The organism is Intestinimonas sp. HCP28S3_D6, from assembly GCF_052065695.1.
Taxonomy (GTDB): Bacteria; Bacillota; Clostridia; order Oscillospirales; family Oscillospiraceae; genus Intestinimonas.
This window is the reverse complement of the sequence record NZ_JBQHTM010000008.1, coordinates 62318-77046: the sequence shown is the minus strand read 5'-3', so window position 1 is coordinate 77046 and position 14729 is coordinate 62318. Positions and strand designations below refer to the sequence as shown.

The window sequence follows — 14729 nt, the reverse complement described above, 5'->3', positions numbered from 1 at the left end:
AAAGGCGCTCCGTTTTGTTATTTCTGGTATTCAAATTCCAGATTGTAGAGGCAGACGGTGTCGCCGTCCTGGACGCCCATCTCCTCCATCCGCTGGAAGAGGCCGGACTCCCGCAGGACCCGGTCGAACCAGTTCCGGGACTCGATGTCGCCGAAGTTGACGTTGGCCATGAGCCGCTGGAGCCAGGGACCGTCCACCATCCACACGTCGTCCACCTTCTCGATGGTGACGTCGCCGCTGGTGTCCAGCTGCGGGGGGGCGGGGACGTAGTCGGGCTCGTACACCGTGATGGGGGGCAGTTGGGACAGCAGCCCGGCGGCGTGGCGCATGAGGGCGTCCACCCCCTGGTGGGTGGCGGCGGAGAGCTCGAAGAAGGTGAGCCCCTTGGCCTCCACATGGGCCTTCAGTTTCTCCAGCCCGGACCGGTCCTCGGCGATGTCGGCCTTGTTGCCCGCCACCAGCATGGGCCGCTGGGCCAGCTGGGGGCTGTACTGGGCCAGCTCGGCGTTGATGGCCTCAAAATCCTCCACCGGGTCCCGGCCCTCACGGCCGGACACGTCCACGATGTGGATAAGGAGGCGGCAGCGGTCGATGTGCCGGAGGAAGTCGTGGCCCAGGCCGGCGCCCTCGCTGGCCCCCTCGATGATGCCGGGAATGTCGGCCATGACGAAGGAGACGCCCTCGTCCACATAGACCACGCCCAGGTTGGGGAAGAGGGTGGTGAAGTGGTAGTCGGCGATCTTGGGCCGGGCCTTAGACACCACGGAGAGCAGGGTGGACTTGCCCACGTTGGGGAAGCCCACCAGGCCCACGTCGGCCAGCAGCTTCAGCTCCAGAATGACCTCACGCTCCTGGCCGGGCAGCCCCGCCTTGGCGAAGTTGGGCACCTGGCGGGTGGGGGTGGCAAAGTGCTTGTTGCCCCAGCCGCCGTTGCCGCCCCGGCAGAGGACGAAGGGCTCGGTGGTGGACATGTCGGCGATGATCTGGCGGCTCTCAGCGTCCCGGACCACGGTGCCCAGGGGGACCTTGATGACCATGTCCTCCCCGTCCTTGCCCGAGCAGCGCTTGCCGGTGCCGTCCATGCCGTTGCCGGCCACGTACTTGCGCTTGTAGCGGAAGTCCATCAGGGTGGACATGTGGGGGTCCACCTGGAGGATCACGTCGCCGCCCCGGCCGCCGTCACCGCCGTCGGGGCCGCCGGCGGCCACATACTTCTCCCGGTGGAAGGCCACGGCGCCGTTGCCTCCCTTGCCGGACCTTACCGTGATTTTCGCGGTATCCACAAATGCTGGCATAGACAGCACCTCCTGTGTAAAAGTAAGAATAGCGAAAAAACGCCCCGAACAGAGGATACCCTGTCCGAGGCGTTATGATGCTCAAGTTACTGGGCGATCTCCACGATGGAAACCTGCTTGCGGTCCTTACCCAGACGCTCGAACTTGACCTTGCCGTCCTTGAGGGCGAACAGGGTGTCGTCGCTGCCCTTGCCCACGTTCACACCGGGGTGGATGTGGGTGCCGCGCTGACGCACCAGGATGTTGCCGGCCAGGACGAACTGACCGTCGCCCCGCTTCACGCCCAGACGCTTGGACTCGGAATCACGGCCGTTCCGGGTGGAGCCGACGCCCTTCTTGTGAGCGAAGAACTGAAGACCGATCTTCAGCATGGTGTTACACCTCCATGTCGTAAACGATGATGTTGTCGGGATATTCCTCCCTGAGGTCGGTGAAGTAGACCATCATGGCTGTCAGAAGGGTCTGACAGGTGCTCTCGTTGGTCTGCCCCAGGCCGCCGGGGAGCTTGAGGGTGATGGAGGCATCCTTTTCCCGCACCTTCACCGCAGCCTCCAGGCCGAGAATGTCGTTGACGGCGCACTCGGTGAGCCGGACGGCACTGGTGACGGCGGCGCAGAGGATGTCCTCCCCCTGGGAGGCCAGGCCGCTGTGACCCTTGACTTCAAAGCCGGTCAGGCGGCTGCCCTCCGTAAAAAAAGTAACCTCGATCATAGGTCAGGTAAGAGGGAGGCTCAGGCCTCGATCTTGCCGATGGTGACCTTGGTGTAGGGCTGACGGTGGCCCTGCTTGCGGCGGTAGCCCTTCTTGGGCTTGTACTTGAAGACGATGACCTTCTTGCCCTTGCCGTTCTTCACCACGGAAGCGGTGACCTTGGCGCCGTCCACCACGGGAGCGCCGAAGGTGGCCTTGTCGCCGTCCAGTACAGCCAGGACCTTGTCGAAGGTCACGGTGTCGCCGGCCTCGACGGGAAGCTTCTCGATGAAGAGGGTATCACCCTCGGCCACCTTGTACTGCTTGCCGCCGGTCTCAATGATCGCGTGCATTCTATTTTTCACTCCTTCATTACGGGCTCGCTGTCGGGGGCGGGAAGAAGCGCGGAGGGCGCGCAGCGTGACAGCCTGCACCCTTGCTCACGTCTCCCACTTTCGTACCCAGTCAAAGCGGCTATAATAGTATATCAGTGCCCATGGGGCTTGTCAATGGATTTCTGCCCTAATTTCTCCCTTTTTTCCGGGTAAAAACAGGGAAAAAGCCGGTTAGGGTTCCGCCAGCCGTCCCAGGTACCAGCCGGTGGAGCCGTTCTTCTTCACCAAGGCGCCCCGGGAGGTCTCCTCCACCACGGAGAGGAGGTCGCCGGGGGTCACGGAGAGGCGGTAGTCGGTGGAGTCCAGGCAGAAGGTCTGGCCATCCCGGTGCCGCAGGTACTTGGTGAGTACCCACAGCTCTTTCCCGGTGCTCAGGTGGCGGCACAGGGAGAACTCCGGTCCCTCCTCCAGCACCTCCACGGCGTGGTCGGTCCAGGAGATGGTGAAGGGATGGGCGCTCTCATCCTGGCTGTCCAGGGCCCGACGGCGGGGGAGGTCGTCGTAGGAGCACCAGGTGATGTCCTCGCCGCCGGGGGGGAGGATGAGGGCGTTGAGCTGGCCGTCGTCCTTAAGGACGCAGCCGCCGTCGATGCTGATGATCTTCCGGTCCCGGCAGATGAGAGGCTCACAGCAGGGGTGGTCGGTGCGGTAGAGGGTCACCGGCCAGTGCCCCACCACGCAGTAGTAGGGGAAGGAATGGCCCTGGGACAGGAAGTCGTCGTTTTTCATGCACTTCCAGGCGTCCAGCTCCTCCATGTGGTCGTAGGAGGGTACGCCGCCGTGGACAAAGACGTAGCCCGGGGCGGTGAGGATGGTGGGCAGGCTCCGGAGAAAGTCCAGCTCGGGGATGAATTTTTCACGGAGGGCGGCGCGGAGGGCGGGCAGGTCCTCGGGGGAGGACACCGGCGCGCCGATCTCCATGGCCATCTGCACCACCAGGGAGCGCTCCTTCCACACATTGAGGTAGTAGCGGAAGAAGTCCCGGCCCAGGCCGGCGTTCTGGTCCACGAAGTCCACCGCCAGGTTGTCGCAGTTGCCGCACAGGGCGTGGACGGTGTGGGTCTTGGAGAGCTCCATGACATAGCGCAGGGTGGCCAGGCTGTCGGGACCCTTTTCAATAAGATCGCCCACCAGCACCAGGGCGTCGTCGGTGGTAAAGCCCACCTTGTCCAGCAGGCCCTTCAGCCAAGGCAGGTTGCCGTGGACGTCGCTGACCGCCAGCAGCCGTCCGTTGGCGGGATAGGGGATGGGGCGGACCACCGCCTTCATGGGTCAGGACCTCCTTTTCGTGAATTTGGGCTCAGAAGCGGGCGGCGTAGGCCACCCAGCCGTCCCGGTCCTTCCGGCCAAAGACAGTGAGGCCGTTCTTCTCCAGGGCGGCGCGGACCTCGTCGCAGCGGGTGTCGATGATGCCGGAGCACAGGAAGACGCCGCCGGGGGCCAGAAGCTCCTCCACGTGGGCGGAGAGGGGGATGATGACATCGGCCACGATGTTGGCCAGCACCACGTCGTATTTCTGCGCCGAGAGCTCCGCCTTCAGGGAGGCGTCGGAGAGGATGTCCCCAGCCAGCACGGTGTACATGTCCCGGCCGATGCCGTTGAGACCGGCGTTTTCATAGGCCACGTCCACCGCCTTGGGGTCAATGTCCACACCGATGGCGGAGGTGGCCCCCAGCAGCAGGGAGGCGATGGACAGAATGCCCGAGCCGCAGCCCAGGTCCAGCACCTTGGCGCCGGGCTTCACGGACTGCTCAGTCCACTCCAGGCACAGCCGGGTGGAGGCGTGGTTGCCGGTGCCGAAGGTGAGGCCGGGGTTGAGGTAGAGGGCGGTCCGGCCGTCGGGCACCGGCTCCCCCTTCTCCCACTCGGGCACCACGTAGAGCCGCTCCCCGATGGAGAGGGGCTTATAATACTTCTGCCAGCTGGTGGCCCAGTCGTTCTCCCGCAGGGGGGTGGTGGAGTAGGGCAGGTCGATGCCCGCCATCCACTTCGCCAGCTGGGCCTTGCCGTCAGCGTCGTCGGTGACGTAGAACTTCACCCGGGCGGCGCCCTTCATCTTCTCCAGCAGTTCGTCGTCCACGTAGTCCCAGTACTGCTTGTTCTGCTCCAGAAAGGTCTTGAAATCGTTTTCATCTTCAATGGCCAGACCGGTGGCGCCGTTCATGGTCAGCTTGGCGCACAGGTCGTCCAGTTGAGGTTCGGTGGTCTCCACCGTGACCTCCAGCCATGTGGTATCCATAGATGCAGCTCCTTTGGAAAAATTACCGCTTGGTGCCCAGGAAGAAGAGGGCCAGCGTGCCGGGTCCGGAGTGGGCGCCGATGACGGGCCCCACGTTGTTGATGACCACGTCCTTGGTGCCGAAGCGCTTCTTCACGTCGGCGGCCACCTTCTCGGCATCGGCCAGACAGTCGCCGTGGCTGATGAAGACGGTGTCCACGTCGGTGACGGTCTTCTCCATGTGGTCCACCAGGGCGGTGAGGGAGGCTCCCCGGCCCCGGGCCTTGCCCATGCTGATGAGGTGGCCCTCGTCGTCCACGTGGAGGACGGGCTTGATGGAGAGCATGGTGCCCACCACGGCAGTGGCGGCGGAGATGCGGCCGCCCCGCTTTAGGAAGTGGAGATCGTCCACGGTGAACCAGTGGCACAGGTGGAGCTTGTTCTCCTCCACCCAGTCTCGAACGGCCTCGATGCTCTGGCCACGCTTCTGCTCCTGGACGGCGTGCCACACCAGCAGGCCCTGGCCCATGGAGGCGCACAGGGTGTCCACGGTGTAAATCTTCCGGTCGGGGTACTGCTCGGCGAGCTCATTCACCGCGATGACTGAGGACTGGTAGGTGGTGGACAGGCCAGAGGAGAAGGCCAGCACCAGTATGTCCTTCCCAGCCTGGAGGAGGGGCTCCAGCATGGCGGTGTACTCGGCTACGTTGACGGCGGAGGTGGTGGCCATCTCGCCGTCCCGGAGCATCTTGTAAAAGACCTTGGGGGCCATCTCCCGGTCGTCGGGGTAGTTGTGGTAGGTCTTGCCCTGCACCGTGAAGGACAGGGGCAGCACCTCCACCCCCAGCTCTTTGACCAGGCTGTCAGGCAGGTCGGCGGAAGAGTCGGTGACGATGACATAGTCGCTCATATGGTAATTACCTCCCGTATAGAATGGGGTATGTACTCCGATTTGAGATCACTTTCTCCGGCGTTCCGGCTTCTCCTCCTGGGGGGCAATGAGCGAGAGGAGGCGCTGGCAGGCCAGCTTGTCGGCGTAGCTGCGCAGGGCCAGCCGCAGGGCAAGCCGGGGCAGGTCCTCCCGGCTCAGGTCGGGGTCCAGCACCTCGGCGGTGCAGTCCAGGGCCAGGGAGAGCTCCTGGTAGAAGGCGGCGTACAGCTTTTCCGGGTCCCGGCCCGCGCTGCCCGTCTCCAGCAGGGTGCGGGTGTCCCGGACGGAGAGGACCTGCTTGAGGGCGCAGATGGCGGTGAGGTAGCCCAGGTGGGTCTTGCTGTACTTCTTGCCCTCGGCCCGGGGAAGCAGGCCGTCCTTGATGTAGTTGTTCACCATGGCGGGAGTCAGAGCCTCGCCGCCGTCATAGGAGATGAGCTGGCGGGAGACGTAGGAGATGACCTGGTCCATGTAGAGGCCGATGTCGGGAAAGCTGTCCCACACCATGGGGCGCTCCTCCTCCAGCCGGCGCTTCAGTTCTTCCAGTTCCTCCACCGCGGGTCACTCCTTGTCTTTCATAATTTTAAATATGACATTTCAGCATATCGATATGAATTATACCACGATTTCAGCACTACGTAAAGGGGTGGGAGGAGTTTCCGGGAGGGCTGAAAAAAGCCCGGAGCCCTTCCGGTGAGCGGGCTCCGGGCATAGGGCCGTGTCAGGCCTCCTTGGCGTCCAGGCTGGTGGCGGCGGCGAAGAAGCCGGCCCACTGGGGGGAGCGGAAGAAGACCAGCTGCCCCGGCAGGCGGATGTCCTCCACGGTGAGGAAGCGCTTTTTCTCCTCCCGCTGGGCCAGCAGGCCGTTGAGGTGGGTGAGCAGGCCCAGGTCCAGCCAACCGCCCAGGTCCTGGGCCTCATATTGGCAATCCTCCCCGTTCAGAGTGAAGGTAAGGACGCGCTTGCCGTCGGCGGCGGGAGCCAGGTTGCCGCCGGAGAGGTCCGCCGCCCCGCCGGTGAGGGCGGAGAGGGACTTGAGCAGGTCACGGTACATGGTGTCGGGGGAGGGGGACTCGGGGACCGTCACCAGGGCCTGGTCGGGCTCGTCCTGGGCCAGGCGGCAGAGGAGGGAGAGATAGGCCGGGTCCTCGTAGGACTCGGGATGGGCTTGGAAGTGAGTCTCCAGCTCAGGGGAGAAGCGGAAACTCAGCCGCTTGAGGGTGGCGAGCTGCTGGTCCACCGGTACCGCCGGGCGGCGGAGCTGGGCGGAGAGGAGACCGGCGAAGTGGTCGAGATCCATGTGTATCCGTCCTTTCTTACTCAGGGGGTGACCCGGCGGGCCAGTTCCAGGGCCAGCCGGAAGTAGGCATCCTTGGCGTCCTGGGGCAGCTTGCCCAGCAGGCCGGGGTCCCAGAAGTCGCCCCCAAGGTTGTCTTCGGTGTAGAGGAACTGATAGAATTCCACGCCTCGGAATTTGCACACCGCCGCGCAGGCGGCGCACTCCATGTCCACGCAGAGGCAGCCCTCGGCCTTGCGCCGGGCCACGTTCCGCCGGGTCTCCCGGTAGAGGGCGTCGGTGGTCCAGGTGGGGCCCTCCACAAAGGGTACCCCCAGCTGGGTGAGGACCCGGGCGGTGCGGGGGGCGGTGTCCAGAGGGATATAGTTCTCCTCCGGGGGGAGGTAGTGGTAGCTGACGCCCTCGTCCCGGCGGGCCGCCGTGGGGACGATGAGGTGGCCGTCGGGCAGGTCCCGGGCCAGGGAGCCGCAGGAGCCGAAGAGGATGAAGCGCCGGGCCCCCCGGGCGATGACCTCCTCCATCATGCCGGCGGAGGCGGCGCCCCCCAGCAGGGTCTGGTAGAGGCCCAAGGTCTTGTTCTGGTAGTCGATGGCGTAGATGGGGATTTGAAAAAAGACGGGCAGGTGGCCCAGTACCCGGGTGCCCGGCCAGCTTGCGGCGGCCTGGGTCAGGGAGGGCTGGAAGGTGACCACCACCGTCTCGGGAAAGCCCTCCACCGGCGCGGCGGCGTGGCTGGGCTCCAGAACCGCCTCCCGGGCGGGGTCGTAGGCGTCCAGAATGCTCATGGGGACCTCCTTTTTGGGACATTTCTTTGGAAAACCGCCCGTGTGCTCAGGGCGCGTCTGGGAAGCCACGCCCCACAAAGAAAAGTAACAGGGAAAAGTGAAGAGTGAATAGGTAAGAGAGACGGAACCCCATCCCACAATAGAGGGAATACCAGGCAGCGCCATCACGCCCCGATACCCACCCACGCAGGCGGCGAAAAAATGTGGGATAGAACCACAAGTTTTCCCTGTTCCGCCGAGGTAGTCTACCGTAGACGGGGCTGGACCTCTATGGGGGCGTAAAGCCGGGCCGCCGGATTCCTATTTGGAGCCACTCAACCCGCTCGGGAGCCCCTTTTTCTTTGGATTCCAAAAACCGTTCTTTTTCCAGCAGGGAAAAAGAAACGGGTTTTGAACCGTCTCTCCCGTCCTTTCACGTAACAGAAAGGCAATGGGCCGAGATGTCGTTTGGCGGGTGGATGATATCCGCCCCTACTCCACCTTTGCGACGTGATACCGGGGGCGCGTCTGGGAAGCCGCGTCCCACAGACAGCGTGGTGCCGGGGTGGCGGGCGGCCACAGGCCGCCCCTACGCCGGCAGGTTACTCCTCGTCCAGCTTGAGGACGGCCATGAATGCCTCGGTGGGAAGCTGAACAGAACCCAAGCTCCGCATCTTTTTCTTGCCCTCTTTCTGCTTCTCCAGCAGCTTCTTCTTCCGGGTGATATCGCCGCCGTAGCACTTGGCCAGCACGTCCTTCCGCATGGCCTTCACTGTCTCCCGGGCGATGATCTTGCCGCCGATGGCCGCCTGGACGGGGATCTCAAAGAGCTGACGGGGGATGTTCTCCTTGAGCTTCTCGCACAGCCGACGGGCCCGGCCATAGGCCTTGTCCCGATGGGCGATGAAGGAGAGGGCGTCCACCTGGTCGCCGTTGAGCAGCAGATCCACCTTCACCAGGTCGCTGACCTCGTAGCGGTCCAGCTCGTAGTCCAGGGAGGCGTAGCCCTTGGTGCGGGCCTTCAGGGTGTCGAAGAAGTCGTAGATGATTTCGTTGAGGGGCATGGAGTAGTGGAGCTCCACCAGGTTGGTGTCCAGGTACTGCATGTCCTTGAACTCCGCCCGGCGCTCCTGGCACATGGGCATGATGTTGCCCACGTACTCCGGCGGGGTGAGGATGGTCACCTTGGCGTAGGGCTCCCGGGCCTCGGCGATGACGGCGGGGTCGGGGTAGTTGTGGGGGTTGTCCACCTTGACCACGGTGCCGTCGGTCTTGGTGATCTCGTAGATGACCGAGGGGAGGGTGGTGATGAGGTCCAGGTTGAACTCCCGCTCCAGCCGCTCCTGGATGATCTCCATGTGGAGCATGCCCAAAAAGCCGCACCGGAAGCCGAAGCCCAGGGCCACGGAGGACTCGGGCTCGAAGGAGAGGGAGGCGTCGTTGAGCTGGAGCTTCTCCAAAGCGTCCCGCAGGTCGGGGTACTTGGAGCCATCCTCGGTGTAGATGCCACAGTAGACCATGGCCCGGGCGGGGCGGTAGCCGGGGAGGGGCTCGGCGGCGGGGGCGTCGGTGCCGGTGACGGTGTCGCCCACCCGGGTGTCCTTCACGTCCTTGATGGAGGCGGTGAAGTAGCCCACCTCGCCGGCGATGAGCTCCTGACAGGGCTCCATGCCGATGGGGAGAAGGTGGCCGCACTCCAGCACCTGGTAGCTGGCGCCGGAGGCCATCATCTTCACGTTCATGCCGTTTTTCAGGGTGCCCTCCATGACGCGGAAGTAGACGATGACGCCCCGGTAGGGGTCGTACTGGCTGTCAAAGATGAGGGCCTGGAGGGGGGCGGCGGGGTCGCCCTTGGGGGCGGGGACGTTCTTGACGATGTCCTCCAGCACGGCGGGGATGTTGATGCCCACCTTGGCGGAGATCTCGGGGGCGTCCTGGGCGGGGATGCCGATGACGTTCTCGATCTCCTCCTTCACCCGCTTGGGATCGGCGGCGGGCAGGTCGATCTTGTTGATGACGGGGAGGATCTCCAGGTCGTGCTCCACCGCCAGGTAGGTGTTGGCCAGGGTCTGGGCCTCGATGCCCTGGGCGGCGTCCACCACCAGGATGGCGCCCTCGCAGGCGGCCAGGGAGCGGCTCACCTCGTAGTTGAAGTCCACGTGGCCCGGGGTGTCGATGAGGTTGAGCTCGTAGGTATTGCCGTCGTCGGCCTTGTAGTTGAGCTTTACCGCACGGGCCTTGATGGTGATGCCCCGCTCCCGCTCCAGGTCCATGTTGTCCAGAAGCTGGGACTCCATCTCCCGCTGGGACACCGCCCCGCACAGCTCGATGAGCCGGTCGGACAGGGTGGACTTGCCGTGGTCGATGTGGGCAATGATGGAAAAGTTGCGGATCTTGGATTGGTCAGTCATAGGCAGAAACCTCCAGACGGCAAGTCCACGGGGCCCCATCGGAGATGGGGCGGCGCAGAGCGCCGTGAATGAAATCAAAAATATGGGGTCCCCGGACGCCGGGACGGCGTCTGGGGGAAGGAGGAGCAAGGAAGTGGCTGAGGGCTTCGCCGTCAGGCGGAGACCGAAGGAGCGGACTTTGCGACGACGCGGTCGATGTGGGCAATGATGGAAAAGTTGCGGATCTTGGATTGGTCAGTCATAGGCAGAAACCTCCAGACGGCAAGTCCACTGTGCCCCATCGGAGATGGGGCGGCGCGGAGCGCCGTGAATGAAATCAAAAATATGGGGTCCCCAATAAAACCTCCGATAGGGGGAATAGAAAACCGCTGAATGGGGAATGAAACCTCCGATAGGGGTGGTTACTTGCTGTTTCCGGCTTCGTAGGCGGCCACCCGGCGGCCGATACGCTCGCCGGTGTTGTGGATGATCTGAAGGAGGGACTGGTAGGCGCCGGGGTAGGTCTGGGTGAGCACGTCATGGTTGATGGGAGGCAGACTGCCCGATTCCTTGACCTGGCTGGCCAGGGCGTCCACATACTCCACCTCGGCACAGGTCATGTCGGCATTTGCAAGGCCCGTGACGAAGCGCCGGGCGGGAATGGTGAAGAAGTCCTCGTTGTTGTTGCCGTCGGCCCGGTAGAGGTGGCGGAACATCTTGTAGACGGCGGTGCTCAGGTAGTCCGAGCAGGCCTTGATGGCCTCCTTGCTGCCCGACTTGCCCAGAAGATCGAAAAGCACGCCGATGGAGTTGACCAGCAGCTTCTTGGACAGAGTGGCCATGATGCTGCCCCGGAGGACGTTGTCCTTCTCGGCGCTGTAATCAAAGAGGCTCTCGGCGTCCACGATGGTGGTGCCGTCCCGGCTGAGGGTCCGGCCCAGGAGAAAGTCGGCGGAAACCCCGTAGTAATCACAGGCCTTCACCACAAAGGCGAGACCGGGTTCACGGATGCCATTTTCATAGTGGCTCAGCAGGGCCTGGGAGATCCCCAAATCCTTGGCCACCGAGCGCTGGGAAATACCCTTTTCCTTCCGCAGCAGAGTCAGGGAACGGGAAAAATCCGAACTCATATTCGTCACACCTCGCAAAAAACAGTATGTATAGTATAGTTTGCAAAATACAAAAAGTAAAGCGTAAAGTTTCAGATTCTGGACAATTTGGGCATTGTGATGGAGAAAGGCTTGATGTATAATGTAGCTTACCGGAGAAACTACGAATACACACATGGAGGCGTGTAAATATGTTTGAGAATCTGGTTGAAAAGCTGAAAAAGAATCCTACCACCCTGGTCTTTACCGAGGGCCCCGATCCCCGTATCCTGGAGGCCGCTTCCCGGCTGAAGAAGGAGGGCATCCTGGAGCCCCTGCTGGTGGGTAACCCTGAGGAGGTCCAGGCCGCCGCTGCCAAGGGTGGTTTTGACATCACCGACATCCGCATCGTGGACCCCGCCAACTACCGCCGGATGGACGAGCTGGTGGAGAAGATGGTGGAGCTGCGCAAGGGCAAGATGAGCCCTGAAGAGTGCAAGGCCGCCCTCCTGAAGGGCAACTACTTCGGCACCATGCTGGTGAAGCTGGGCGTGGCCGACTGCCTGCTGGGCGGCGCCACCTACTCCACCGCCGACACCGTCCGTCCCGCCCTGCAGCTGGTCAAGACCAAGCCCGGCAACAAGAGCGTGTCCTCCTGCTTCGTCCTGGTCCGCGAGCGGGCCGACGGCAGCGAGGAGAAGTACGTCATGGGCGACTGCGCCATCAACATCGAGCCCTCCGCCGAGGAGATGGCTGAGTGCGCCATCGAGTGCGCCCACACCGCTAAGATCTTTGGCATCGATCCTAAGGTGGCCATGCTGAGCTACTCCACCAAGGGCTCCGGCAAGGGCGAGAAGGTGGACAAGGTGGTGGAGGCCCTGAAGCTGGCCCAGGCCGCCGCTCCCGACCTGGCCATCGACGGCGAGCTCCAGTTTGACGCCGCCTTCTCCCCCGTGGTGGCCCAGACCAAGTGCAAGGGCTCTCCCGTCGCCGGTCAGGCCAACGTCTTTATCTTCCCCGAGATCCAGTCCGGCAACATCGGCTACAAGATCGCCCAGCGTCTGGGCGGCTTTGCCGCTTACGGCCCCATCCTCCAGGGCCTGAACGCTCCCATCAACGACCTCTCCCGCGGCTGCGACGCCGAGGAGGTCTACAACATGGCCATCATCACCGCCGGCCTGAAGTAAGCAGTTTCCCAAACAGATAAAAAGCCCGCCCCGGAGCTGTTCCGGGGCGGGCTTTTTTGTGCCGCCGTGAAAAAGGCCCGGGCCCCCATGACGGAAGCCCGGGCCAGATATTATGTCACTGCCGGAGAATGACGGTGGCCTGGAAGATGGTGCCGCTGTAAGCGCCGTTGACCTCGATGACGCTGCCGGTGTCCAGATCCCGGAGGATCAGGGACTTGCCGGTGGAGGCGCTGAGGATGACGGCGGTGGAGGGGACAGACACGGTGACCATCTCCTCGCCGCCGGCGTCGGTGGCGGCCCGGAGGTAGATGATGTTCTCGGCGTAGTCTACATAGAGGATGGTGCCCGAGACCTTATTGCCGGAGTTAACGGCCTGCTGGATCTCGATGGACACCACCTGGTTGCCGTTGACGGCCAGACCCAGCTTATAGCCGGGCTTCAGGGAGGAGAGGGCCATCTCCTTGTTGTTCTGGGTCACGGAGACGGAGTTGTCCACGGTGTAGGAGGCCTTCGTGCCGTCGGAGAGGGTCATCTCCAGCGTGTAGCCGCTCTTCTCCTGAATGATGCGCTCCACAGTACCGGTGAGGTTGACGTTCTGGGTGGTGGCCTCGATGCGGCTCACCTCGCCGTAGCGCACGGTAAACTCCACCTCGTCGCCCACCCGGAGCTTATCCACGGCGGAATCCTCGTCATCCCGCTCCACGACCGGGGGATCGGACAGGTCCACCTTGAAGCTCACCATGGTGCCGTCCTTCTGGGTGACCACGAAGGTGATAGTGGTGTCGGTACCGGAGCCGAAGGTCCGCTCACTGATGGTGCCCACGGTGGTGGTGGAGCTGGGGTAAGCCTGGATCATGGTGGCGTCATCGCTCTCGTTGAGAAGGATGGTGACAAAGTCGTTCTTGTCCAGGTCACGGAGCCGGGTGGTCTCCCCGTCATAGGTGATGACGGCGGCGGAGGTGACGTCATAGGTGGCCCTACGGTCGTTGGAAAGCCGGGTAATGGTGATGGTCTCGTCGGAGGAGTCCACCGACTGGATGACGCCCTGGACATAGTTGGACTTGGTGTCCACCGAGACGGACTGGACGGTGTTGTCCTCGTCCAGCAGGCGGAGGATCACGTAGCTGTCCTTGAGGGTGCTGCTCAGGGAGTCCACAAGGCCGTCCACAGTGGTGGTGGCGCCGGAGGGGATGGTATAGGTCCGGGTGACGCCGTCGAAGCCGATGAGCTGGACGGTGGCGGAGGTGGCGCTGGTGGATGTTCTGGTGTAGCTGGAGAGGATGCCCTCCACGGTGGAGGTGCCGCCGGTGAACTGAATGGCCACCAGCCGGCCCTGGTCGTCCAGCTTGCACACGGCGGTGGTATAGTTGGCGCCGGCGTCCACGATGGAGGAATCTCCGGTGGTCTTACTGCCCACCTGGACCTGGGTAAAGCGGTCCATGGTGAGGATACGGCCAGTGCCGTCGGCGGTGACGGCCACATTCTTGCCGTCGATGCCGTTGACGGTGGCGGTAAAGACCTCCAGCTCACTGCTGACCCGGACGGCGAAGGGGGTGCCGGTGCTGTCCAGGCAGACCCGGGCGTGGCGGCCGCTCTTCAGGGCGGAGGAGGTGGTCTCCATGTTGTTCTCATAGATGGTGACATTGGCGGGCAGGGTGACGGTACCGATGGCGGCGCCGGTGAGATCGCTGCTCAGGGAGAGCTGGATGACGCCGTTGGTCTCGATGGCCGAGGAGATAACGCCCTGTCGGAAGGCATAGTCGGTGTACTCGGGCAGGTCAGGGGAGGTGCCGTGGGCCTGCATGTAGGCGATGGCACGGGTGAGCATGGTGGCCATGACGGCCCGGGTGACGTTGAGCTTGGGGCTGAAGTCGTTGAACTCGTCGCCTTCCACGATGCCGTAGACGTGGAGCAGGTAGACCGAGGGCTTGGCGTCGGCGGCGATGGAGGAGGCGTCGTCAAAGGTCAGGGGATAGGAGGTGAGCCGGTCGGCCATGGGGCCCAGCTGCATGGCCCGGACCAGGTAAATGGCCAGGTCCTCCTTCTCAATGGGCTTGGTGAGGGCACCGGTCTGGTAGAGGCTCTTCAGGTCAGAGCTGGTGAGGATGCCGGTGGCCAGACAGATGGAGAACTCCTGATAGAACCAGCTCTGCTCGTTGTTGAGCAGGGTCTTGAGTGTGGGGAAGTAGTTCACGGAGATATCCGTAGTGGTGCTGGAGTCCAGCCCCACGGTCCGGGCGCACAGCGCCAGGGCCTCAGCGGTGGTGAGCTGGTTCTCCGGCTTGAAGTTGCCGTCTTCATAGCCTTTGAACATCCCGGCGGCCGTCATGGCCTCTATGTAGCTCTTGGCCCAGTGGGCCTGAATATCGGGAAAGGTGGTGGCGGCAGACGCGGGCAGAACGGTCGCGGTCAGGACCATGGCCAGCGCCAGCAGGCTGGAGAGCAGTCGTTTCACTTTCATGCGGAACACCTCC

General features: G+C 63.4%; 14 protein-coding genes. 1 reads left to right on the top strand and 13 read right to left on the bottom strand.

Translation table 11 applies throughout. The features are described 5' to 3' along the window. Positions 1-17 precede the first annotated feature (17 nt). The 12 genes from obgE to ACTNBK_RS04595 all read right to left on the bottom strand — a co-directional run bounded on the left by obgE (position 18) and on the right by ACTNBK_RS04595 (position 11110). Positions 18-1295: a GTPase ObgE gene (gene obgE / locus ACTNBK_RS04650; protein WP_441144043.1), complete on the bottom strand. Its 1278-nt coding sequence runs from the start codon at positions 1293-1295 to the stop codon at positions 18-20. Positions 1296-1381: 86 nt separating this feature from the next. After that, positions 1382-1666, bottom strand: a complete 285-nt coding sequence (gene rpmA / locus ACTNBK_RS04645) for a 50S ribosomal protein L27 (protein ID WP_101692346.1) — start codon at positions 1664-1666, stop codon at positions 1382-1384. A gap of 4 nt (positions 1667-1670) precedes the next feature. Then, complete coding sequence (locus tag ACTNBK_RS04640) at positions 1671-2006, bottom strand: ribosomal-processing cysteine protease Prp (protein ID WP_227603029.1); 336 nt, start codon at positions 2004-2006, stop codon at positions 1671-1673. 20 nt (positions 2007-2026) lie between these two features. Beyond that, positions 2027-2338 carry a 50S ribosomal protein L21 gene (gene rplU, locus ACTNBK_RS04635; protein ID WP_204739601.1) on the bottom strand — a complete coding sequence of 104 codons (312 nt, stop codon included), beginning with the start codon at positions 2336-2338 and terminating at the stop codon, positions 2027-2029. 213 nt (positions 2339-2551) lie between these two features. Next, positions 2552-3649 carry a metallophosphoesterase gene (locus ACTNBK_RS04630; RefSeq protein WP_441144040.1) on the bottom strand — a complete coding sequence of 366 codons (1098 nt, stop codon included), beginning with the start codon at positions 3647-3649 and terminating at the stop codon, positions 2552-2554. Between the two features lie 31 nt (positions 3650-3680). Then, a complete protein-coding gene (gene prmA / locus ACTNBK_RS04625; RefSeq protein WP_441144038.1) occupies positions 3681-4619 on the bottom strand; it encodes a 50S ribosomal protein L11 methyltransferase in 939 nt (312 codons plus the stop codon). A gap of 22 nt (positions 4620-4641) precedes the next feature. Continuing rightward, entirely contained in the window at positions 4642-5508 is an 867-nt protein-coding gene (locus tag ACTNBK_RS04620) for a DegV family protein (RefSeq protein WP_441144036.1), read from the bottom strand. A gap of 48 nt (positions 5509-5556) precedes the next feature. After that, the gene (locus ACTNBK_RS04615; protein ID WP_441144034.1) at positions 5557-6084 is read right to left on the bottom strand and encodes a DUF1836 domain-containing protein; all 528 of its coding nucleotides are present in this window, start codon (positions 6082-6084) and stop codon (positions 5557-5559) included. A 166-nt stretch (positions 6085-6250) separates the two neighbouring features. Beyond that, positions 6251-6829 carry a hypothetical protein gene (locus ACTNBK_RS04610; RefSeq protein WP_441144032.1) on the bottom strand — a complete coding sequence of 193 codons (579 nt, stop codon included), beginning with the start codon at positions 6827-6829 and terminating at the stop codon, positions 6251-6253. Positions 6830-6849: 20 nt separating this feature from the next. Beyond that, the gene (locus ACTNBK_RS04605; RefSeq protein WP_441144030.1) at positions 6850-7611 is read right to left on the bottom strand and encodes a nucleoside phosphorylase; all 762 of its coding nucleotides are present in this window, start codon (positions 7609-7611) and stop codon (positions 6850-6852) included. A gap of 581 nt (positions 7612-8192) precedes the next feature. Next, complete coding sequence (gene lepA, locus ACTNBK_RS04600; protein ID WP_441144028.1) at positions 8193-10001, bottom strand: translation elongation factor 4; 1809 nt, start codon at positions 9999-10001, stop codon at positions 8193-8195. A gap of 401 nt (positions 10002-10402) precedes the next feature. Continuing rightward, positions 10403-11110: a helix-turn-helix domain-containing protein gene (locus ACTNBK_RS04595; RefSeq protein WP_441144026.1), complete on the bottom strand. Its 708-nt coding sequence runs from the start codon at positions 11108-11110 to the stop codon at positions 10403-10405. Between the two features lie 170 nt (positions 11111-11280). On the opposite strand from ACTNBK_RS04595, the gene pta reads away from it, so the two are divergent. After that, complete coding sequence (gene pta / locus ACTNBK_RS04590; RefSeq protein ID WP_441144024.1) at positions 11281-12255, top strand: phosphate acetyltransferase; 975 nt, start codon at positions 11281-11283, stop codon at positions 12253-12255. Positions 12256-12370: 115 nt separating this feature from the next. Here the strand turns inward: pta and ACTNBK_RS04585 are convergent, their stop codons facing one another. Next, the gene (locus tag ACTNBK_RS04585; RefSeq protein ID WP_441144022.1) at positions 12371-14716 is read right to left on the bottom strand and encodes an S-layer homology domain-containing protein; all 2346 of its coding nucleotides are present in this window, start codon (positions 14714-14716) and stop codon (positions 12371-12373) included. Positions 14717-14729: the final 13 nt, after the last annotated feature.

Coding starts and splice junctions, on each gene's coding strand:
- obgE (WP_441144043.1), bottom strand. CDS start 1,295: ATGCCAGCATTTGTGGATACCGCGAAAATCACGGTAAGGTCCGGCAAG.
- rpmA (WP_101692346.1), bottom strand. CDS start 1,666: ATGCTGAAGATCGGTCTTCAGTTCTTCGCTCACAAGAAGGGCGTCGGC.
- ACTNBK_RS04640 (WP_227603029.1), bottom strand. CDS start 2,006: ATGATCGAGGTTACTTTTTTTACGGAGGGCAGCCGCCTGACCGGCTTT.
- rplU (WP_204739601.1), bottom strand. CDS start 2,338: ATGCACGCGATCATTGAGACCGGCGGCAAGCAGTACAAGGTGGCCGAG.
- ACTNBK_RS04630 (WP_441144040.1), bottom strand. CDS start 3,649: ATGAAGGCGGTGGTCCGCCCCATCCCCTATCCCGCCAACGGACGGCTG.
- prmA (WP_441144038.1), bottom strand. CDS start 4,619: ATGGATACCACATGGCTGGAGGTCACGGTGGAGACCACCGAACCTCAA.
- ACTNBK_RS04620 (WP_441144036.1), bottom strand. CDS start 5,508: ATGAGCGACTATGTCATCGTCACCGACTCTTCCGCCGACCTGCCTGAC.
- ACTNBK_RS04610 (WP_441144032.1), bottom strand. CDS start 6,829: ATGGATCTCGACCACTTCGCCGGTCTCCTCTCCGCCCAGCTCCGCCGC.
- ACTNBK_RS04605 (WP_441144030.1), bottom strand. CDS start 7,611: ATGAGCATTCTGGACGCCTACGACCCCGCCCGGGAGGCGGTTCTGGAG.
- lepA (WP_441144028.1), bottom strand. CDS start 10,001: ATGACTGACCAATCCAAGATCCGCAACTTTTCCATCATTGCCCACATC.
- ACTNBK_RS04595 (WP_441144026.1), bottom strand. CDS start 11,110: ATGAGTTCGGATTTTTCCCGTTCCCTGACTCTGCTGCGGAAGGAAAAG.
- pta (WP_441144024.1), top strand. CDS start 11,281: ATGTTTGAGAATCTGGTTGAAAAGCTGAAAAAGAATCCTACCACCCTG.
- ACTNBK_RS04585 (WP_441144022.1), bottom strand. CDS start 14,716: ATGAAAGTGAAACGACTGCTCTCCAGCCTGCTGGCGCTGGCCATGGTC.